The sequence below is a fragment of the Demequina iriomotensis genome (assembly GCF_000971395.1).
GTDB classification, from domain to species: Bacteria; Actinomycetota; Actinomycetes; order Actinomycetales; family Demequinaceae; genus Demequina; species Demequina iriomotensis.
The window spans coordinates 128,865-148,451 of the sequence record NZ_BBME01000017.1; the positions used below are offsets into that span (position 1 = coordinate 128,865).

At 71.2% G+C, this 19,587-nt stretch carries 22 protein-coding genes; 10 read left to right on the plus strand and 12 right to left on the minus strand.

Features of this window, described 5'->3' with window-relative positions; genetic code table 11:
• The first annotated feature begins 4 nt into the window (after window positions 1-4).
• The 3 genes from AOM09_RS12315 to AOM09_RS12325 all read left to right on the plus strand — a co-directional run bounded on the left by AOM09_RS12315 (window position 5) and on the right by AOM09_RS12325 (window position 2,919).
• Complete coding sequence (locus AOM09_RS12315; RefSeq protein WP_062388946.1) at window positions 5-712, plus strand: energy-coupling factor ABC transporter ATP-binding protein; 708 nt, start codon at window positions 5-7, stop codon at window positions 710-712.
• Window positions 709-1,470, plus strand: a complete 762-nt coding sequence (locus AOM09_RS12320; RefSeq protein ID WP_062388949.1) for a CbiQ family ECF transporter T component — start codon at window positions 709-711, stop codon at window positions 1,468-1,470. Before AOM09_RS12315 ends, AOM09_RS12320 begins: the two co-directional genes overlap by 4 nt.
• Before the next feature lie 66 nt (window positions 1,471-1,536).
• On the plus strand, window positions 1,537-2,919 hold the full coding sequence (locus AOM09_RS12325; RefSeq protein ID WP_062388952.1) for an HNH endonuclease signature motif containing protein: 1,383 nt from the start codon (window positions 1,537-1,539) through the stop codon (window positions 2,917-2,919).
• 29 nt (window positions 2,920-2,948) lie between these two features.
• Here AOM09_RS12325 and AOM09_RS12330 read toward each other — a convergent pair whose 3' ends face one another.
• Together AOM09_RS12330 and AOM09_RS12335 are read right to left on the minus strand one after the other, a co-directional pair.
• Window positions 2,949-3,491, minus strand: a complete 543-nt coding sequence (locus AOM09_RS12330) for a DUF1697 domain-containing protein (protein ID WP_062388955.1) — start codon at window positions 3,489-3,491, stop codon at window positions 2,949-2,951.
• On the minus strand, window positions 3,484-4,050 hold the full coding sequence (locus AOM09_RS12335; RefSeq protein WP_062388957.1) for an NADPH-dependent FMN reductase: 567 nt from the start codon (window positions 4,048-4,050) through the stop codon (window positions 3,484-3,486). Before AOM09_RS12335 ends, AOM09_RS12330 begins: the two co-directional genes overlap by 8 nt.
• A 130-nt stretch (window positions 4,051-4,180) precedes the next feature.
• Here AOM09_RS12335 and AOM09_RS12340 point away from each other — a divergent pair, with 130 nt between their 5' ends.
• From AOM09_RS12340 to AOM09_RS12360, 5 genes are all read left to right on the plus strand, one after another.
• Window positions 4,181-4,978: a helix-turn-helix transcriptional regulator gene (locus AOM09_RS12340; protein ID WP_062388959.1), complete on the plus strand. Its 798-nt coding sequence runs from the start codon at window positions 4,181-4,183 to the stop codon at window positions 4,976-4,978.
• Between the two features lie 86 nt (window positions 4,979-5,064).
• Complete coding sequence (locus AOM09_RS12345; RefSeq protein ID WP_062388961.1) at window positions 5,065-5,589, plus strand: MmyB family transcriptional regulator; 525 nt, start codon at window positions 5,065-5,067, stop codon at window positions 5,587-5,589.
• Window positions 5,590-5,655: 66 nt separating this feature from the next.
• On the plus strand, window positions 5,656-6,525 hold the full coding sequence (locus tag AOM09_RS12350; protein ID WP_062388964.1) for a helix-turn-helix transcriptional regulator: 870 nt from the start codon (window positions 5,656-5,658) through the stop codon (window positions 6,523-6,525).
• Between the two features lie 22 nt (window positions 6,526-6,547).
• Window positions 6,548-7,336 (plus strand): SDR family NAD(P)-dependent oxidoreductase, encoded by a 789-nt coding sequence (locus tag AOM09_RS12355; RefSeq protein ID WP_062388967.1) that lies wholly within the window; start codon window positions 6,548-6,550, stop codon window positions 7,334-7,336.
• Window positions 7,337-7,374: 38 nt separating this feature from the next.
• The gene (locus AOM09_RS12360; RefSeq protein ID WP_062388970.1) at window positions 7,375-8,211 is read left to right on the plus strand and encodes an alpha/beta hydrolase; all 837 of its coding nucleotides are present in this window, start codon (window positions 7,375-7,377) and stop codon (window positions 8,209-8,211) included.
• An 82-nt stretch (window positions 8,212-8,293) separates the two neighbouring features.
• Here the strand turns inward: AOM09_RS12360 and AOM09_RS12365 are convergent, their stop codons facing one another.
• Genes AOM09_RS12365 through AOM09_RS12400 form a run of 8 tightly spaced genes read right to left on the minus strand, consistent with a single transcriptional unit; the run spans window position 8,294 to window position 14,735 of the window.
• Window positions 8,294-8,620: a metal-sulfur cluster assembly factor gene (locus AOM09_RS12365; protein ID WP_062388974.1), complete on the minus strand. Its 327-nt coding sequence runs from the start codon at window positions 8,618-8,620 to the stop codon at window positions 8,294-8,296.
• Window positions 8,617-9,099 (minus strand): Fe-S cluster assembly sulfur transfer protein SufU, encoded by a 483-nt coding sequence (sufU, locus tag AOM09_RS12370; protein WP_062388977.1) that lies wholly within the window; start codon window positions 9,097-9,099, stop codon window positions 8,617-8,619. The genes AOM09_RS12365 and sufU overlap by 4 nt, the downstream gene beginning before the upstream one ends.
• Window positions 9,096-10,367, minus strand: coding sequence for an aminotransferase class V-fold PLP-dependent enzyme (locus tag AOM09_RS12375; RefSeq protein ID WP_062388980.1), 1,272 nt, complete (start codon window positions 10,365-10,367; stop codon window positions 9,096-9,098). The genes sufU and AOM09_RS12375 overlap by 4 nt, the downstream gene beginning before the upstream one ends.
• 2 nt (window positions 10,368-10,369) lie before the next feature.
• Window positions 10,370-11,125, minus strand: coding sequence for a Fe-S cluster assembly ATPase SufC (sufC, locus tag AOM09_RS12380; protein ID WP_062388982.1), 756 nt, complete (start codon window positions 11,123-11,125; stop codon window positions 10,370-10,372).
• Entirely contained in the window at window positions 11,122-11,478 is a 357-nt protein-coding gene (locus AOM09_RS12385; protein WP_062388988.1) for a non-heme iron oxygenase ferredoxin subunit, read from the minus strand. Before AOM09_RS12385 ends, sufC begins: the two co-directional genes overlap by 4 nt.
• On the minus strand, window positions 11,471-12,658 hold the full coding sequence (sufD, locus tag AOM09_RS12390; RefSeq protein WP_062388991.1) for a Fe-S cluster assembly protein SufD: 1,188 nt from the start codon (window positions 12,656-12,658) through the stop codon (window positions 11,471-11,473). The genes AOM09_RS12385 and sufD overlap by 8 nt, the downstream gene beginning before the upstream one ends.
• Window positions 12,655-14,082: a Fe-S cluster assembly protein SufB gene (sufB, locus tag AOM09_RS12395; protein ID WP_062388993.1), complete on the minus strand. Its 1,428-nt coding sequence runs from the start codon at window positions 14,080-14,082 to the stop codon at window positions 12,655-12,657. The genes sufD and sufB overlap by 4 nt, the downstream gene beginning before the upstream one ends.
• Before the next feature lie 2 nt (window positions 14,083-14,084).
• Window positions 14,085-14,735: a helix-turn-helix transcriptional regulator gene (locus AOM09_RS12400; protein ID WP_062388995.1), complete on the minus strand. Its 651-nt coding sequence runs from the start codon at window positions 14,733-14,735 to the stop codon at window positions 14,085-14,087.
• A 280-nt stretch (window positions 14,736-15,015) separates the two neighbouring features.
• Here AOM09_RS12400 and AOM09_RS12405 point away from each other — a divergent pair, with 280 nt between their 5' ends.
• Window positions 15,016-15,960, plus strand: a complete 945-nt coding sequence (locus AOM09_RS12405; RefSeq protein WP_062388998.1) for a COX15/CtaA family protein — start codon at window positions 15,016-15,018, stop codon at window positions 15,958-15,960.
• Window positions 15,957-17,183: a threonine ammonia-lyase gene (gene ilvA, locus AOM09_RS12410; RefSeq protein WP_062389001.1), complete on the plus strand. Its 1,227-nt coding sequence runs from the start codon at window positions 15,957-15,959 to the stop codon at window positions 17,181-17,183. Before AOM09_RS12405 ends, ilvA begins: the two co-directional genes overlap by 4 nt.
• A 75-nt stretch (window positions 17,184-17,258) precedes the next feature.
• Here the strand turns inward: ilvA and AOM09_RS12415 are convergent, their stop codons facing one another.
• Together AOM09_RS12415 and pyrG are read right to left on the minus strand one after the other, a co-directional pair.
• Window positions 17,259-17,885: an NUDIX domain-containing protein gene (locus AOM09_RS12415; protein WP_062389004.1), complete on the minus strand. Its 627-nt coding sequence runs from the start codon at window positions 17,883-17,885 to the stop codon at window positions 17,259-17,261.
• A complete protein-coding gene (gene pyrG, locus AOM09_RS12420; protein ID WP_062389007.1) occupies window positions 17,885-19,573 on the minus strand; it encodes a CTP synthase in 1,689 nt (562 codons plus the stop codon). Before pyrG ends, AOM09_RS12415 begins: the two co-directional genes overlap by 1 nt.
• Window positions 19,574-19,587: the final 14 nt, after the last annotated feature.

Here is a 19,587-nt window from a genome sequence, read left to right on the forward strand (position 1 = left end):
CCGCATGATCGAGTTCAAGGACGCGGCCGTCGTCGCGCCCGATTCCGGCGTGCCGATCCTCGAGCCCACCACCCTGACGCTCACCGAGGACCGCATCAGCATCATCGGCGCCAACGGATCCGGGAAGTCGACCCTCGCACGCCTGATCAACGGATTGGTCCTCCCGGTGACGGGATCCGTCGAGGTCGACGGCCTGGACACCCAGAAGCAGGGCGCCCAGGTGCGACGCAAGGTCGGCTACCTGTTCACCGACGCATCGGCGCAGCTCATCATGCCGACCGCGGTGGAGGACGTCGCGCTGTCGCTGCGCCGCGTCATCAAGAACCGCAAGGAGCGGGACGATGCGGCGCTCGCCGCCCTGCGTGAGATCGGCCTCGCGTCCAAGGCCGATGTCTCCGTGAACGCGTTGTCGGGCGGTCAGCGCCAGCTGCTCGCGCTCGCGGGGGTGCTCGCCTGCACGCCGTCCATCGTGGTGGCCGACGAGCCGACCACCCTGCTCGACCTGCGCTGGCGAGCGCACGTGGGCGCGCTCCTGCGCTCGCTGCCCCTCCAGGTCATCGAGGTGACGCACGACCTCGACTCGGCGGCACGCGCCGAGCGCACGCTCGTGGTCGACCTCGGGCGCGTGGTCTTCGACGGCGACCCCAAAGAGGCGGTGCAGCTCTACCGCGACCTCATGTTCGGTCGCGCCTCGCAGGGCGCCACGGCGTGATCACCCTCCTCGGCATCTACCGGCCGGCGCGCACCCCGCTGCACCTCGCGCCCGCGTGGCTGAAGATGCTGATGCTGCTGGGCATCTCGATCCTCAGCCTCGCGACCTCGGACCCGGTCACCAGCCTCGGCCTGCTCGCGGCATGCCTGCTGCTGCTCGCGTCGACGCGACCGCCGCTCAAGGCGACCCTCAAGGGGATGGCGTTCATCGCCGCGCTCGCGATCATGGCCGCGGGCTTCCAGGTCTGGCTGGGCGACTACGTGCGCGCGCTCGACCTCGCGGGAGACCTCATCGCGATCTCGGCGCTCGCGCTCGCGGTGACGTCCTCGACCTCGATGGCGCAGATGATGGACCTGGTGGTGCGCCTCGCGGCTCCCCTGCGGTGGATCCTGCCTCCCGAGACGCTCGGCCTGCTCGTCGCGCTGACGCTTCGCGCGATCCCCGAGGCCGCGCAGATCCTCACGGAGGCGCGCGTGGCCGCCCGGGCCCGCGGTCTCGAGCGCGACCCGCGCGCGATCCTCATCCCCTCCGGCGCCCGCACGGTCGGCTTCGCGTTGCAGCTGGGTCAGGCGCTGCACGCGCGCGGCATCGCGGAGCACGGGCGCTCCGCGCGCGCGGCGGACCGCGAGGATCGTGCCCGCGCGGACGAGGCCCACGCTCCCCTGCTCGCCGAGCCCCCGGTACGCGAGGCGCCCACCGGCGAGACTCCCGAGGTGCCCGAGCCGAACCGCCGCGGACGGCGCGAGCGGCGCCGCTGACGCACCCTGGGGATAACTGTCGGCTTTGTCGGGTTCGTTGTCGGTGGTGGGTGGTGGACTGGTTCCATGGCCCCGGAGCTGGTTCTCGATCCCGTTGACGCGCTTCGTGTGCGTGTCGAGGCGGCGGATGGGCTGGCGGATTGGGATGCGGTCGCGCTGATGCGGGAGGCGGTCGCTCGGCGGCGGTCGACGGACCTGGTGGTGGCGCGGATGGCCGCACAGCTCGCGGCGCGGTGCGGGCCGGGGCGGGCTGGTCTGGCGAGCCGGCACGGCTTCGCGGGGATCGATCAGCTGATCGCCGCGGAGACCGGCGGCACGGTCGCCGAGGCGGAGCGGCTGCGGATCATGGGCACCGCCCTGTATGGAGGCCCGGACGATGCGCCCGGTGGCGCGACGGTGCTGCCGCACCTGGCGTGCGAGGCGAGGGAGGGTCGCCTCAGCGTGGACAAGTTCGTGCTGTTGCGTGAGGTGCTGATGAGGCATCCCGACGCGCGTGAGATGGACGGCCTGGTGGTGGACGATGCGGTGCGCGCCACCGCGCTGGGTCGCCTCCCGTTGGCGCGGGTGGAGACGATGGCGGTCGACAAGGCCGTCATCTCGCCGCTGAGGACGGTCCGCTCGCTGGTGGCGCAGCTGCACGCGGGGCTGACGCCGCCGTCGACCGGCGAGGAGGAGTACGAGGAGCTGTACCTGGCACGACAGGCGACGGTGCGCGAGGAGGCCAACGGGATGGTCAGACTCGTCGCGATCCTGGATCCGCTGACGGCAGCGCCGCTGATGGCCGCGCTGGACGGCTACCTGAAGAAGCAGTTCCGGGCCTACCGTGACGGCGACGGCGGCGCGGTTGCACCCACCCCGGGTCAGATGCGCGCCGACGGGCTGGGCTGGCTGGGACGGCACGCCACCGGCTGCCGTGAGCCCCACGACGCGGTCAAGACCACCGTCACCATCCGCATCTGCCTCGACGACCTCAAGACGGGCCACGGCTACGGCGAGATCGACGGGATCCGGCGTCCGCTGCCGGGGCGCCTGCTGGGCTGGTACGCCGCGGACGCGGAGGTCATCCCCACCGTGTTGGGCACTCGCGGCGAGGTCCTCGACCACGGCCACGCGGAGCGTCTGTACACCCCCGCCCAACGCAGAGCGATCGCGCAGCGCGACCGCGGCTGCGCCTGGTGCGGCGCCCCGCCGAGCCACTGCGACGTCCACCACATCCGCCACTGGGTCCACGGCGGCCCGACCGACCTCGACAACGGCATCATGCTCTGCGTCGCCTGCCACCACTGGATCCACCGCGACCAATGGGCCATCAGACTCCGCCACGGCAGCCCCGAGTTCATCCCCCCGGCAGCCATCGACCCGCACCAGCAACCCCGCCCGGGATACCAGGCACGCATCAGACCCACCCACGCCGAACTCACCGCAGCCAGCCGCGCCGGACCACCATGACACGGCGCCGCGGGCGCGGCCGATGGCCCCTAGCCTCCGTCGAGGAGCTCCACCAGCGTGACCGTCGTGGTCCAGCTGCGGATGGTCATGTCCGCGTAGAAGGGCGTGGACATCACCTTGTTCATCCGGCTCTTGGTGCGCTGCGCGCTGAGCCGGCGGAAGTAGACCATCCCTCTCCCCGGCCAGCCCGCGTCGACCCCCTCTCGCAGCCCGAAGGCCCCGAAGGCCTCCGAGGCGTCGACGCCGGCCCGCAGGAACGCGACGTCCGAGTGGTAGAGATGAGGCTCGGTGCCGAACCCGGCCGGGGCATCGTCCACCGCGGCGCGCATGCGCGCCTGGGCGACCCCGACCACCACCGTGTCCACCTCGAACTCCTCGCGGAGCACGCCCTCCACCAGCGCCTCGACTCCGGGCTCGTCGAGGTCGGGGGTATCGAGCAGCACGTTGCCCGAGGCGATGTAGGTACGGGAGGCGACGCCCCGCGAACCCAGCTTCTCGCGCAGCCGCGCCATGGAGACCGGGTTCTTGCCGCCGACGTTGATGCCGCGGATCAGCGCGACGTGGCTAGCCACGCGGCAGCACCGTCAGCACGCGCTCGACGTGCAGCCGGAACTCCTCCATGTAGGCGGCGAGGAAGGCGGCCGTGCTCTCCATGGTGACGTCTCCGTCCTCGGTGATGAGGCCCGGTGTGAAGTGGATGTACGCCTCGGGCGCGGTCATCTGGCGCGCGTTGCAGAAGCTGAGGACCCCGCGGAGGCTCTGCTGGCTCACCGCCGTGCCGATGCCGCCGATCGAGGCGCCGATGACCGCCGCCGGCACGTGATCGAACGAGTTCTGTCCCCACGGCCGGGACGCCCAGTCGATGGCGTTCTTGAGCGCGCCGGGGATCGAGCGGTTGTACTCGGGCGTGACGAACAGCAGCGCCTGCGAGGCCGCGATCGCGTCCTTGAGAGCGACCGCCGACGGCGGGAAGTCCGCGTCATAGTCGGGGCTGTACAGCGGGAGGTCGCCGATGGGGATCTCGGTGAACTCGAGGTCCTCCGGGGCGAGCCGGATCAGCGCCTTGCTCAGCAGGCGGTTGATCGAGCGTGAGGACAGGCTGCCGACGAAGTATCCGACCTTGTAGACCATGGATGACGCTCCGGGGATCACGGGTGACGGGCCTCGTTCATCGTCACACCTGCGCGCGCGACCCGCAACGGCGATACCGCCCGCATCACGACCGTAGCCAAGCGCGCGAACGCGATCTAGCCTGACCGCTGTGGCGATCAACGAGCTGGGCAACTACCTACGTGCACGTCGGCACGCCGTGCGCCCGGAGGACGTCGACCTCCCCACCGACACCGGGCGCCGCGTCGACGGCCTGCGCCGCGAGGAGGTCGCGCAGCTCGCGATGATCAGCCCCGAGTACTACCTGCGTCTCGAGCAGGGCCGCGACACGCATCCGTCGGACCAGGTGCTGCGGGGCCTCGCCGCGGCGCTCGGACTCGACGAGGCCGCCGCAGCGTACATGCGTCGCGTCGCCGATCCGCCGCCGCTGCGCTCCTTCACCCCGCTCCCCGGCTCGCTCGACGACTCTGTCTTCGAGTTCCTCGACGGTTTCGAGGACACCGCCGCCTACGTCATCAACGCCTGCCAGGACGTCATGGCCGTCAACGAGCGCGCGAGCCGCGTGTTCACGTTCGGGACGGTCGGCTCCAACATGTTCGACACGCTCTTCTCCGACGCCGCGCGCGCGAACCTGCCGCACTGGGACGACCACGTCGCGCTCGGGATCTCGGCCCTCCGCGAGCGAAGCGACCCCGACGACCCGCGGCTTCACGAGCTGGTCGGGCGGCTCCTGGTGACGGAGCCCGAGTTCGCGCGGCTCTGGGCCCGGCACGACGTCACGGTCCAGTCGAGCGGCGTGGGCACCGCGTGGGTCGCCGCGCTCGGCATGCTCCTCACGCTGCGCTGGCAGAGCATGTCGGTGCCGGGCGACGGCGGTCTCACGTTGGTCGCGCACTACGCCGACCCCGGAACGCCGGAGGCGGAGGCGCTGCGGTCACTCGGAGAGTGATGCCGGGCGAGTGATGCCGAGCGAGCGAGCTGGGTGGGTGCGGAAGGGTCCTCCTTGCCCGCGCGCGCCCGCTCTAGGCTCGGCGCATGGTGCCGATCGATGCGCTGCTCGCCGAGTTCGTCGGGTCGCTTCCCGCCACCCCCGCCGCGGTGGTGGACGACCGTTGGGACGTGGTCGCCTCCAACGCCGTCGCCCGAGCGGTATCGCCGCACTTCACCGTCGGTCGCAACCTTGCCGAGGCGACGTTCCTCGCGGAGAGCGCCCGCCGGACCCTGCCGGAGTGGGGGCAGGTCGCCGACCGCATGGCGGGGCTGCTCGCGCATCCCCTCTCCCCGTCGGAGGCCGCGGTATCGGGCGCGGACATGCTCCGAGATGAGCTCGCGCGCCGCGGCGTCGAGATCGGCGCGGCACCCCCGGACCTCCCGGCGACGGGGCACGCGCTCACCGTCACGATGGAGCATCCCGTGGTCGGCCGGATGGTGCTCACCTACGAGCTGCTGCGTGTCACCGGCGGCGACCAGACGGTGATCCTCGCCCACGCGGAGCGCGGGACCGTCTCGGAGGAGAGGCTGCTGATGCTCGCGCGGCAGGACGATCCCCTGGAGCGCTGACCCGCAGGCCAACATGGGTGCGCCACGGCCATGTCCAGGTGAGCGCTGTGCTCGTACGCTGACCGCATGGAGAAGGCGGGCCCGCTCGCGCAGTTCCTGCGCGCACGGCGGGCGATGGTGCAGCCGGAGGCTGTCGCGCTCACGCGCGGCTCCTCGGCGCGCCGCGTCGACGGCCTGCGTCGCGAGGAGGTGGCCCTGCTCGCGGGGATCAGCACCGACTACTACCTCAAGCTCGAGCAGGGCCGCGAGCTCCACCCCTCATCGACCGTCCTCGACGGCATCGGCCGTGCGCTGGCGCTGGATGCTCCGCTCCTGCTCCACCTGCATCGCCTCGCGCGGCCCCCGCTCACACCCATGGCACCGCCCGACGGCACGGTGAGCCCCACGCTCCTCGGTCTGCTCGACTCGATGCCGTCCATCCCCGCTCAGGTGCTCAACCGCTACCTCGACATCCTGTTCGTCAATCCGCTCGCCGAGCGGATCAGCCCCGCCTTCCGCGCGGGCGGCAACCTCGTGAAGCTGGTCTACCGTCCCGAGGCGCCCCGGGACGCCGGCTGGCGCGTCGACGCGCGTCGCGCGGCCGCCTACCTGCGCGCCTCCGTCGACCCGTACGACGACGGGCCCGAGATCACGCACCTCCTCGCGGACCTCCGGAAGCTCGAACCCGACTTCGAGTCGATCTGGGAGCTGCACGAGTCCGCCGTGCCCGCGGGCGCGCCGACCTTCTTCCACCACCCCGAGGTGGGCGTCATGGAGCTGCGTTACCAGGTCTTCGACCTGCCGGCCACGGACGGGCAGTCGCTCGGCATGTACGTGCCCGCCCCCGGCAGCCCCTCCGCAGAGCGTCTCCAGCTCCTGTCGCAGCTGACGTACGAGCGCTCACGCGAGGGTGACCGTGCCGCACCTAGGAAGGCCGGGGGCACGACGGCGGCCTGAGGTGCTTCCTAGCATCGGCGGCATGGACCTCGGACTGCAGGGCAAGACCGCGATCGTCACCGGCGCGGGCAAGGGCATCGGGCTGGCCATCGCGGCCGCACTCGTGGCGGAAGGCGTTCACGTCATCGCCGCGTCCCGCTCCCGGACCGCGGAGATCGACGCGCTCGGCGAGACGGCGACGTTCATCCAGGCCGATCTCACGGACCCCGACACCCCGGCCGCACTGGTCGCGGCCGCGGAGGACGCCGGCGGGCTCGACATCCTGGTCAACAACGTCGGCGCCGTGACCCTGCGCGGCGACGGCTTCACCGCGATCGACGACGAGGCGTGGCGGCGGACCTTCGACGTGTGCTTCTTCTCGATGCTGAGGATGACGCGCGCGGCGATCCCCGCGCTCATCGCCCGCGGCGGCGGGAACGTCGTCACGGTCGGCTCCGTCAACGCCTTCCTCCCCGACCCGGGCGTGGTCGACTACTCGGCCGCGAAGGCGGCGGTGTGGAACCTCTCCAAGGCGCTGTCGAAGGAGTACGGGCCCCAGAACCTCCGCTTCAACAGCATCAGCCCCGGCCCCGTCGCGACCGACCTGTGGCTGGGCGAGCACGGCGTCGCGGCCACCGCGGCCGCACAGATGGGCGTGGACGTCGCGACCGCACGCGAGGCGGTCGTCGCCCACCAGGGCGGCTTCTCGACCGGGCGGTTCACGCAGCCGTCCGAGGTCGCCGACCTTGTCCTCCTGCTCGCCAGCGGACGCGCCGGCAACGTCACCGGCGCCGACGTCCTCATCGACGGCGGGCTGATCAAGACCCTCTGATCCCCCTACGACACCCTCACCCCGAAGGAGCACCGCTCATGTCCCCGACCGACGTCGTCTTCATCCATGGCCTGTGGATCCACGCCACGGCGTGGCAACCCTGGCAGGAGCTGTTCGCGCAACACGGCTACACCTCCATCGCGCCGGGCTGGCCCGGCGACAAGGACACCGTCGCGAAGACCCGCGAGGATCCCAGCGCACTCGACGGGGTGGGGATCGCGCAGATCGTCGACCACTACGCCGACGTGATCGGCGGACTGGACGGCACGCCGATCGCGGTGGGGCATTCGTTCGGCGGCCTGGTCGCCCAGGAGCTGCTCGCCCGGGACCTGGTCCGCGGCGCGGTCGCGATCGACCCGGCACCGATCAAGGGCGTCACGGCCCTGCCGTTCTCCCAGCTCAAGTCCGGGTTCCCCGTGCTCAAGAACCCCGCCAACAAGAACCGCACCGTCGCGCTCACCCCGAAGGAGTTCCACTACGCCTTCGGCAACGCCATCTCGGAGGAGGAGTGCAACGCGATCTTCGACACGTTCGTCATCCCCGGTCCCGGGCGTCCGCTGTTCGAGGACGCGACCGCGGCGTTCGTCAGGCGCTCCCCCGCGGCCGTCGACACGCACCACGCCGTCCGTGGACCGCTGCTGCTGACGTCGGGCACCGAGGACCACGTGGTACCTGCCGTGGTGACCAAGCAGGTCCTGAAGCTCTACGCGGACAACAGCGCGTCGACCACCGAGTATCACGAGTACGAGGGGCGCGGGCACTCCCTCACGCTCGACTACGGGTGGAAGGACGTCGCGGAGGACGTCCTCGCGTGGCTGCGCGAGCAGGGCCTCACGCCGAGCGCGACCGCCGCCGGCGCCGACGCCACGCGCTGACGGGACGCCGCATCGTCCCCGAGAACGCCGAGAGCCCCCTTCCCGCAAGGGAAGGGGGCTCTCGTGCGCCAGACGATGCGTCTCAGACGTTGAAGCCGAGCGCGCGAAGCTGCTCGCGGCCGTCGTCCGTGATCTTGTCGGGGCCCCACGGCGGCATCCACACCCAGTTGATGCGGAAGCCGTCGACCAGACCTGCAAGCGCCTGGCCCGCCTGGTCCTCGATGACGTCGGTCAGCGGGCAGGCCGCGGACGTGAGCGTCATGTCGATGACGGCGTGGCGGTTCTCGTCGAGCATCACGCCGTAGACCAGGCCGAGGTCGACGACGTTGATGCCGAGCTCGGGGTCGATGACGTCGCGGAGCGCCTCCTCGACGTCGGCGGCGTTAGCCGGAGTGGTGGTCTCGGTCATGCCTGTCCTCCTTCCACGGCGGCGGACGATGCGCCGCGCGCCTGGATCAGCGCGTCCTGCAGGGCCATCCAGCCCAGGAGCGCGCACTTGATGCGTGCAGGATACTTGCCCACCCCGACGAAGGCGGTCGCGTCGCCGAGCAGGTCCTCGCGCTCCTCGTCGAGGTGCTCGCCCTTCGCCTGCATGAGCGCGCGGAACGCCTCGAAGGTCTCGTCGGCGGTGTCGAGCGACTCCCCCTCGAGCAGCTCCGCGAGCACCGAGATGGACGCCTGAGAGATCGAGCAGCCCTGACCCTCCCACGCGATCCGCGCGAGGGTGTCGCCCTCGACGCCGACGCGCAGCGTGACCTCGTCGCCGCAGGTGGTGTTCACCTGGTGCGACTCGCCGCGGTGCGGGAGGTCGATCTCGACCAGGCCACGGCCGTGGCCCTCGCGGGCGTGGTCCATGATGACCTGCTGGTACATGGCCTCGAGGCTCATACGGCAACTCCGAAGAACTCGCGGACGCCGGCCAACGCCTCGATGAAGGCGTGGGCGTCGTCCTCGGTGGTGTAGACGTGCGCGGAGGCACGGGTGGATCCCGTCACCCCCAGGCGACGATGCAGGGGCTGGGCGCAGTGGTGGCCGACGCGCACCGTGATGCCGCGATCGTCGAGGACCTGGCCCACATCGTGCGCGTGGACCCCGTCGACGACCACGGCGGCGAGGCCGAGCACATCGATCGCGCCCGGGTCGCCCACGGTGCCGAGCAGACGCACCCCCGGCATCTCGGACGCGCCCTCGCGCAGGATCTGCGCGATGCGGGCCTCGTGCCGGGCGACGTTCTCCATCCCGAGGTCCATGAGGTACCGGGCCGCGGCTCCCATGCCGACCGCCTGCGCGACCGGCTGGGTGCCGGGCTCGAAGCGCTGCGGCGCGTCGAGCCACGTGGTGGTCTCCATGGTGACGACCTTGATGGCGCTGCCGCCGAACTGCGACGGAGGCAGCGCGTCGAGGAGGTCCTTGCGACCCCACAGCGCACCGATGCCGGTGGGTCCGAGCATCTTGTGCCCGGAGAACGCCATGAGGTCCACGCCGAGCTCCGCGACGTTCACGGGCAGGTGCGGGACCGACTGGCAGCCGTCCAGCACCGTGAGCGCGCCGACCTCGCGGGCACGATGCACGAAGGACTCGACGTCGGTGACGGCTCCCGTGACGTTGCTGGCGTGGCTGAACGCCACCACCCGGGTGTTCTCCGTGATGACCGACTCGATCGCCTCGTACCGTAGCGTGCCCGCATCGTCCACGGGGACCCAGGCGAGCTCGGCGCCCGTGCGGGCGGCGAGCTGCTGCCACGGGATGAGGTTCGCGTGGTGCTCGAGCTCCGTGACCACGATGCGGTCGCCGGGGCCCAGGCGGAAGCGCTCGGCCTCGGCGCCGCCGGCGCCGAGCGACGCCTGCAGCATGCCGTTCGCCACGAGGTTGATCGCGGCGGTGGCGCCCGAGGTCCACACGACCTCGTCGGTGGACGCGCCGATCAGCTCGGCGACGTCCGCGCGCGCGTCCTCGAAGGCCTCGGTGGCCTCCTCCGCGAGGATGTGCGCGCCGCGGGCGACCGCACCGTTGTGCTCACGGTAGAAGCGATCCTCGGCCTCGAGCACGGCGAGCGGCTTCTGCGCCGTCGCACCCGAGTCGAGGTACACGAGCGACCTCCCGTTCCTCACCGTGCGGGCGAGGAGCGGGAAGTCGCCGTGCAGATCCGCGAGCATGCTCAGGCGTTCGCCACGTAGCGGTCGTAGCCCTCGGCCTCGAGACGCTCGGCGAGCTCGGGGCCGCCCTGCTCGGCCACGCGACCGTTGACGAACACGTGGACGAAGTCGGGCTTGATGTAGTTGAGGATGCGCGTGTAGTGCGTGATGAGCATGACGCCCAGGCCGGTGCTCTCCTTGGCGCGGTTGACGCCCTCGGAGACGATGCGCAGCGCGTCGACGTCGAGGCCCGAGTCCGTCTCGTCGAGGATCGAGATCTTCGGCTGGAGCAGCTCCATCTGAAGGATCTCGTGGCGCTTCTTCTCACCGCCCGAGAAGCCCTCGTTGACGCCGCGCTCGCCGAACGCGGGGTCCATGCGGAGGTTGTCCATCGCGACGCGCACGTCCTTGACCCACGTGCGGAGCTTGGGGGCCTCGCCGTCGATCGCGGTCTTCGCGGTGCGGAGGAAGTTCGACACCGAGACGCCGGGGACCTCGACGGGGTACTGCATCGCGAGGAACAGGCCCGCCTTGGCGCGCTCGTCGACGCTCATCTCGAGGACGTCCTCGCCGTCGAGCGTGACCGAGCCCTCGGTGATCTGGTACTTCGGGTGGCCGGCGATCGAGTAGGCCAGGGTCGACTTGCCCGAGCCGTTGGGGCCCATGATGGCGTGCGTCTCGCCCGAGTTGATCGTCAGGTCGACGCCCTTGAGGATCTCCTTGGTGCCCTCGGGGGTCTCGACGGTGACGTGGAGGTTGCGGATCTCCAGGGTGCTCATGCGTTCTCCTTCTGGGAATTCTTGGGTGCGTCGACGTCGACGAGCACGCGCTCGCCGTCGACGCGGACGGGGTAGGTCGTGACGGGGCGGATGGCGGGGAGCTCGTCCGGCTCGCCCGTGCGGACGTCGAAGCGGGAGCCGTGGCCCCAGCACTCGACGAAGCACCCCTCGACGTCACCCTCGGAGAGGGAGACCTCTCCGTGGGTGCAGATGTCGTCGATCGCGTAGTAGTCGCCGTCGTCCGTGCGCACGATCGCCACGGGGATGTCGGCGCCGTTCGCGAGCGTCAGCTCGGCGAGCATGGCGGAGCCCGGCTTCAGGTCTCCGACCAGGCACGCGAGCTGCTCACTCATCGCCGAGCTCCTCCTCGACGTGCGCGATCTCGAGGTCGATCTGGCGCATGAGCGACTCCTCGACCGCCGGCACGCCGATCTCGTGGATGAGGTCTGCGAAGAAGCCACGCACCACGAGCTTGCGGGCCTGCTCCTCCGAGATGCCGCGCGAGCGCAGGTAGAACATCTGCTCCTCGTCGAAGCGGCCCGTCGCGGATGCGTGGCCCGCCCCCTCGATCTCGCCGGTCTCGATCTCGAGGTTCGGGACCGAGTCCGCGCGCGCACCGTCGGTGAGGACGAGGTTGCGGTTGAGCTCGTAGGTGTCGGTGCCCTCGGCCGCGGCGCGGATGAGGACGTCGCCGATCCACACGGAGCGCGCCGTCTTGCCGGCCAGCGCACCCTTGTAGGTGACACGCGACGTGCACTTCGGGACGGCATGGTCGACGAAGAGCTGGTGCTCCTGGTGCTGACCCGAGTCCGCGAAGTAGAGGCCGAACAGGTCCACGCTCGCGCCCTCGCCCGCGAAGGCCACCGACGTGTTGAGGCGCACGACCTTGCCGCCGAGCGTCACGACGGTGCCGCGCAGGCGGGCGTCGCGGCCCAGCTTGGCGAGCACCTCGCCGGCGTGCACGGCGTCCTCGTCCCACTGCTGGAGCAGCACGAGGTTGAGCCCGGCGTTGTCGGCGAGGTTCACGGAGACGAGCTCCGAGTAGTGCGCGGTGCCGGTGCGGCGGATCACCACGGTCGCCTCGGCGCTCTGACCGAGCTCGACGAGGATGTGGCCGCGCGCCTCGCCGCCCTTGCCCGTGAGGTCGATCGAGATGGGCTCGTCGACCACGGTGTTCGCCGCGACGGTGAGCGCCATCGGCGCGGCCGCGTGCTTGACCGCGACGGCCGAGGCACGGTCGCCGGGGGCGCGCACGGTGCGTGCCTGCGCATCGTCCGCCGTGAGCTGGGTGAGGGCGACGCCCTCGGGAAGGTCGCTCGCGCCCCACTCGAGGGTGCCCTCGACGGCCTCGTCGGCGAACAGCGTCCGGAGGTCGCGCACCGGCGAGAACCGCCAGTTCTCCTCGCGGCCCGTGGGCACCGGGAACGCGTCCACGTCGAAGGACGTGGGACGGTCGGCGCGGGACTTGTCGGGGATGATGCCGTGCGAGTGCGCGGCGTCAGCGGTGGCCTGGGTGTGATCGGTGACGGTCAACCGACGGATCCTTCCATCTGGAGCTCGATGAGGCGGTTCAGCTCGAGGGCGTACTCCATGGGGAGCTCGCGCGCGATGGGCTCGACGAAGCCACGCACGATCATCGCCATGGCCTCCGACTCCTCGAGACCGCGGGACATGAGGTAGAACAGCTGGTCCTCGGACACCTTCGAGACGGATGCCTCGTGGCCCATGTGGACGTCGTCCTCGCGGACGTCGACGTACGGGTAGGTGTCGGAACGGCTGATCTGGTCGACGAGCAGCGCATCGCACAGCACGTTCGACTTCGAGTTCTTGGCGCCCTCGAGGACCTGCACGAGGCCGCGGTACGAGGTACGACCGCCGCCACGGGCGACGGACTTCGAGATGATCGACGACGACGTGTTGGGGGCCGCGTGCACCATCTTGGCGCCGGCGTCCTGGTGCTGACCCTCACCCGCGAAGGCGATCGACAGCGTCTCGCCCTTGGCGTGCTCGCCGAGCATGAAGATCGCCGGGTACTTCATGGTGACCTTCGAGCCGATGTTGCCGTCGACCCACTCCATGGTGGCGCCCTCGGCCGCGGTCGCGCGCTTGGTGACGAGGTTGTACACGTTGTTCGACCAGTTCTGGATGGTCGTGTAGCGCACGCGGGCGTTCTTCTTCACGATGATCTCGACCACCGCGGAGTGCAGCGAGTCGCTCGAGTAGATCGGCGCGGTGCAGCCCTCGACGTAGTGCACGTACGAGCCCTCGTCCGCGATGATCAGCGTCCGCTCGAACTGGCCCATGTTTTCCGTGTTGATGCGGAAGTAGGCCTGCAGCGGGATCTCCACGTGGACGCCCGGCGGGACGTAGACGAACGAGCCGCCCGACCACACGGCGGTGTTGAGCGCCGCGAACTTGTTGTCGCCCACCGGGATGACGGTCCCGAAGTACTCCTCGAACAGCTCCGGGTGCTCCTTGAGGGCCGTGTCGGTGTCGAGGAAGATCACGCCCTGGGCCTCGAGGTCCTCGCGGATCTGGTGGTAGACCACCTCGGACTCGTACTGCGCGGCGACGCCGGCGACGAGTCGCTGCTTCTCCGCCTCGGGGATGCCGAGCTTGTCGTACGTCGCCTTGATGTCCTCGGGCAGCTCCTCCCACGAGGTCGCCTGCTTCTCCGTGGAGCGCACGAAGTACTTGATGTTGTCGAAGTCGATGCCGGTGAGGTCGGAGCCCCAGTTCGGGAGCGGCTTCTTGCCGAAGAGGTTCAGCCCCTTGAGGCGCAGGTTCAGCATCCACTCGGGCTCGTTCTTGAGCGCCGAGATCTCGCGGACGACGTCCTCGTTGAGGCCGCGCTTGGCAAGCGCGCCAGCCTCATCCGAGTCATGCCATCCGAACTGGTAGTTGCCGATCGAGGCGATGGCCTCGTCCTGCGTCATGGGCTCGGTCGGAGCACTCATGCTCATCCTTCCTTACGGGTGGGGGTGGCGAGCGGGATCGTGGTGGTGCAGACATGCGCGCCGCCCGCGAGGGTCGACAGCCGCTGCACGTGCACGTCGAGGACCCTCGAGAACGCGCGGGCCTCGGCCTCGCACCACTCGGGGGTCTTCTCCGCGATGGACTGGACGGGGCAATGCCCCTGGCACAGCTGGACGGTGATGCCGCCCGGGCCGGGACGCACCGAGGCCGCGAAGCCGCGCTCGCCGAGCGCGGCGGCGAGCTCCTCGACCTTGGTCGCCATGGGCGCATCGGGGTCGACGGCGCCGGAGACGGCGTCCTCGAGCTCCTTGGCCTTGGCCTCGACGAACGCCTCGAGCCCGCCCGCGCCGCGGAGGAACTCGACGGCGTCGACGGCGACGTCCTTGTAGGCGGTGGCGAGGGCGCGCTGGCCCTCGCCGGTGGCGACGAAGGAGCGGGCGGGACGGCCCCGGCCTCGGGCGTGCTGGCCGGGCGGCTCGTGATCGACGATGTGGCCCTCGTCCTCGAGCGCGGTGAGGTGGCGGCGGACTCCCGCCGGCGTCACGCCGAGCTCGGTGGCGAGCGCGGCCGCCGTGATGGGCCCCGCGGTCGCGATGAGGCTGAGCACACGATCGCGCGTGGTGTCGGTGTGCATCCGGTGGCCTCTCCTTCGTCCCGAGAGCGGGCACGCTGACGCGCTCGCTCCAATTAGGCAACATTTTGATTCATTAAAAAAAAGGGCGCAACCAAGGGTCGCCTTACCTTCCCGGCCCTGCCGGAGCGCGCTCCTCTGCGACCTTGACAACGCCCGTGGCGGCGGATCTGTGCCCGGGGGCCGGGAGCCTGCGACAACGTCGCTATCGCGCCCGCGCGCCTCCGGCCGAAGGGTCGACGGGCCGGGACGATCGCGCATCGTCCCGCCCTAGACTTGCCCGGTGAGCACCACCGAGCAGCACCCCGCCCGACCCGCCTCCCCCCTCCGCACGGCACCGCGACGCCTCGGCGACCTCATCGGGCGCCACACCCGCGGCCTCACGCTTGCGAACATCGCGGCCCAGGCGGGGATCATCGTCACGGGCGGCGCCGTGCGGCTCACCGGATCGGGGCTCGGCTGCTCGACGTGGCCGCAGTGCGAGCCCGGCAGCTTCACCCCCGTCTCCCACCCGGAGTCGGTGTTCCACCAGTCGATCGAGTTCGGCAACCGCACGCTGACCTTCGTGCTCCTCGTGGTCGCCGTCCTCATGGCGATCGGCGTCTGGCGCACGCGGCCCGACCTCCGGTGGTGGGGCCTCGTGCCCGCGCTGGGCGTGCTCGGGCAGGCGGTGGTCGGCGGGATCACCGTGCTGGTCGAGCTCCACCCGCTGGTGGTGGCGCCCCACATGCTGCTGAGCCTCGGCCTCGTCTGGTACTCGGTGCGCTTCGCGCTGCGCTACCGCGACGCCCAAGGACGGACCGGGGGCTCTCTCGCCCTGGAGCGCTGGCTGTCCGCGGGCCTGCTCGTGGTGCTGCTCGTGCTCGGCGCCCTCACCACCGGCGCCGGCCCGCACTCCGGGGACGCCGAGGCGACCGAGCGGCTCGCGCTCGACCCGGCGCTCGTCGCCCGTGCGCACGCCATGACCGTCTGGGCCTTCGTCGCGCTGCTCGCGTGGATCGGGTGGAGGATCCGCCGCGACCACAGCGTCGGCGAGCGGGACGAGGCGCGCCGCGCATGGTGGGTCCTGGTCGGGGTCACCCTCGCGCAGGGCGCGATCGGATACGTGCAGTACTTCACGGGGCTGCCGGAGATCCTGGTCGGCATGCACCTGCTCGGCGCGGCGACCCTCACCGCGGCCCACTCCGCCTTCTTCCTGCTCGACAAGCGCGCCCCCGCCGCGCGATGAACGCCGTCACGCTCGCCTCGATCGAGGATGCCGCGCGCGCCCTCGCCGGAGTCGCGCAGCGCACCCCCGTCGACACCGCCACCTACCTGTCCGAGCTCCACGGCGCGCCCGTGCACCTCAAGCTCGAGAACCTCCAGCGCACCGGCTCATTCAAGCTGCGCGGGGCGACCTACCGGCTGTCGCGCCTCACCCACGAGGAGCGGGCGCGGGGCGTGGTCGCCGCGTCGGCCGGCAACCACGCGCAGGGGGTCGCGTTCGCCGCCCAGCAGCTCGGCGTCGAGGCGACCATCTTCATGCCGCTCGGCGCGCCCGTGCCGAAGCTGCTGGCGACCCGCGGCTACGGAGCGACGGTCATCACGGACGGCGCGACCGTCGAGGACTGCCTGGCGCTCGCCGCCGAGCACGCCGCGCGGACGGGTGCGGTGATGATCCACCCGTTCGACCATCCCGACGTCATCGCCGGGCAGGGCACCATCGCGCTCGAGATCCTCGCCGAGGTCCCCGACGCCGACACGCTGGTGGTCCCCATCGGCGGCGGCGGCCTCATCGCAGGCGTCGCAGTCGCGGCCAAGGCGATCGCCGCGCAGCGGGGCCGCGACATCCGCATCATCGGGGTGCAGGCGGCGGCGACCGCGGCCTTCCCTCCGTCGCTCGAGGCCGGGCATCCCGTGACCATCGAGCGCGGCGGCACCATCGCGGACGGGATCGCGGTGGTGCGGCCCGGCGACCACACCTTCCCCATCGTCCGGGACCTCGTCGACCATGTGGTGACCGTCGAGGAGGACGCGCTCGCGCGCGCGGTGCTCACGCTGCTCGAGCGCATGAAGCTCGTGGTGGAGCCCGCCGGCGCGGCACCCGTGGCCGCCGTGCTCGAGGGGCTCATCGAGCCGCGCGGCGCCACGGTGGCGCTCGTCTCGGGCGGCAACATCGATCCCCTGCTGCTCCAGCGCATCGTCGCCCACGGCCTGGTCGCGTCCGGGCGCTACATGACGATCCGGATCCCCCTGCCCGACCGCCCGGGCCAGCTCGCGCGGGTCTCCGAGCTCCTCGCGGGCGTCGGCGCGAACGTCATCGAGGTGCTGCACACGAGGCACGATCTGGGGCTGACGCTCAACGACGTGGTCCTGCAGATGAGCATCGAGACCCGTGGTCCGAACCACCAGGCCGAGGTGCTCGACGCGCTGCGGGGCGCCGGCTACGCGCCCGACGTGGTCGCGGGCTGACGCGCCATCGCGCGCGGGAGGCACCGTAGCCGTGACATGCGGCGGCGCTGTCCGGTGCGGGGACGCTGCGCCGGCTCAGCCGAGCCGCGACGGCGGGCGGTGCCACGGCGCGTCCGCGGGACGCAGCGAGGCGAACCCGGAGCGGCGAGCCGCGTCGAGCGCGAGCGCGCCGACCACGAGCGTGTGGCACTGCGTCTCGCCGGCCAGGACCGACGCGACGACATCGTCGAGGGGCACCCAGCGACCCTCCATGTCGCGCTCCTCCTCCGCGCGGGCGTGGCGCTCCTCGACGGGCACCGGCGTCACCTCGCGCGCGAGGTAGATGCGGATGCCCTCGGAGGAGCCTCCCGGCGACGGAAGGAAGTCGATCAGCGTGTCCCAGCGCCCGGCGCGGAGGTCCGCCTCCTCGAACAGCTCACGGGCGGCGGCGTCCAGCGGAGGCTCGTCGCGCACGTCGAGCAGGCCCGCCGGCGGCTCCCACAGCTCGCGGTGGACGGGGTGCCGGTACTGGCGCACCAGGAACACACGCTCGGCCTCGTCCATCGCGAAGACCGCGACGGCGCCGTTGTGGTGGACGTAGTCGCGCGTCACCACGCCCGACTCGCCCAGGTCGACGACGTCCGAGCGCACGTCCCACACCCGCCCGGCGTACACCAGGGTGTTCTCGAGGACGGGCCGTGCGCCCGCGACGTCGGCGATCATCAGACGGTCGCGGCGTCCGCCGGGGTCGAGGCACCCTCCTGACGCGTGACCGCCGCGCCGATGAGGCCCGCGAACAGCGGGTGCGCCTTGGTCGGGCGCGACAGGAACTCGGGGTGGGCCTGCGTGGCGACGTAATACGGGTGCACGTCGGCGGGAAGCTCGACGAACTCGACGAGCGAGCGGTCGGGGCTCTCACCCGAGACGACCAGGCCGGCCTCCTCGAGCTGCGCGCGGTAGGCGTTGTTGACCTCGTAGCGGTGGCGGTGACGCTCGCCGACCGTGGTCTTGCCGTACGTGAGCGCGGTCACCGAGCCCTCCTTGAGCACCGCCTGGTACTCGCCCAGGCGCATCGTGCCGCCGAGGTCGCCCTTACCCTCGACGATGTCGAGCTGCTCCTCCATGGTCGCCACGACGGGGTGCGGCGTCTCGGGGTCGAACTCCGAGCTGGAGGCGCCCTCGAGCCCGAGGACGTTGCGGGCGTACTCCATCACCATGGTCTGCATGCCGAGGCAGATGCCGAGCGTAGGCACCAGGTTCTCGCGCGCCCAGCGCAGCGCGCCGATCTTGCCGTCGACGCCGCGCACGCCGAAGCCGCCGGGCACGAGCACGCCGTCGACGCCGCCGAGCGCCTCCTGGGCGCCCTGCGGGGTCTGGCAGCGGTCCGACGCGACCCAGCGGATGCGGACCTTCGCGTTGTGGTGGAAGCCGCCGGCACGCAGCGCCTCGCTCACCGAGAGGTACGCGTCGGGCAGGTCGATGTACTTGCCGACGAGCGCGATCTCGACGTCCTTCGCGGGCTTGTGCACGCGCTTGAGGACGTCGTTCCAGGCGCCCCACTCGACGTCGTGGAAGGGAAGGTCGAGGCGCCGCACCACGTACGCGTCGAGACCCTCGGCGTGGAGCACCTTGGGGATGTCGTAGATGCTCGGCGCGTCGATGGCGTTGACCACGGCGCCCGGCTCGACGTCGCACATGAGCGCGACCTTGTTCTTCACCGAGGTCGGCACCTCGCGGTCGGAGCGCAGCACCAGGGCGTCAGGCTGGATGCCGATCGACCGCAGCGCGGCGACGGAGTGCTGCGTGGGCTTGGTCTTCTGCTCGCCCGAGGGGCCGATGTACGGCACCAGCGAGACGTGCAGGAAGAAGACGTTGTCGCGGCCGACGTCGTGGCGCACCTGGCGCGCGGCCTCGAGGAACGGCTGCGACTCGATGTCGCCGACGGTGCCGCCGATCTCGGTGATGATGACGTCGACCGAGGGGCCGGCCTGCTGGCGCATGCGGCGCTTGATCTCGTCGGTGATGTGCGGGATGACCTGGACGGTGTCGCCCAGGTACTCGCCGCGACGCTCCTTGGCGATCACCTGCGAGTACACCTGACCCGTGGTGACGTTCGACGCGGCGGACAGTTCCACGTCGAGGAAGCGCTCGTAGTGGCCGATGTCGAGATCGGTCTCGGCGCCGTCGTCGGTGACGAAGACCTCGCCGTGCTGGAAGGGGTTCATCGTCCCCGGGTCCACATTGAGGTAGGGGTCGAGCTTCTGCATCGTCACGCGCAGGCCGCGCGAGCGGAGAAGCCGTCCCAAGGAGGAGGCCGTCAGGCCCTTCCCGAGGGAGGACACCACGCCTCCGGTGACGAAGATGTGACGGGTGACATGGTCCGTTCCGGACGAGAATCGCGTTCGCTCCACGGGCTTCAACTCTA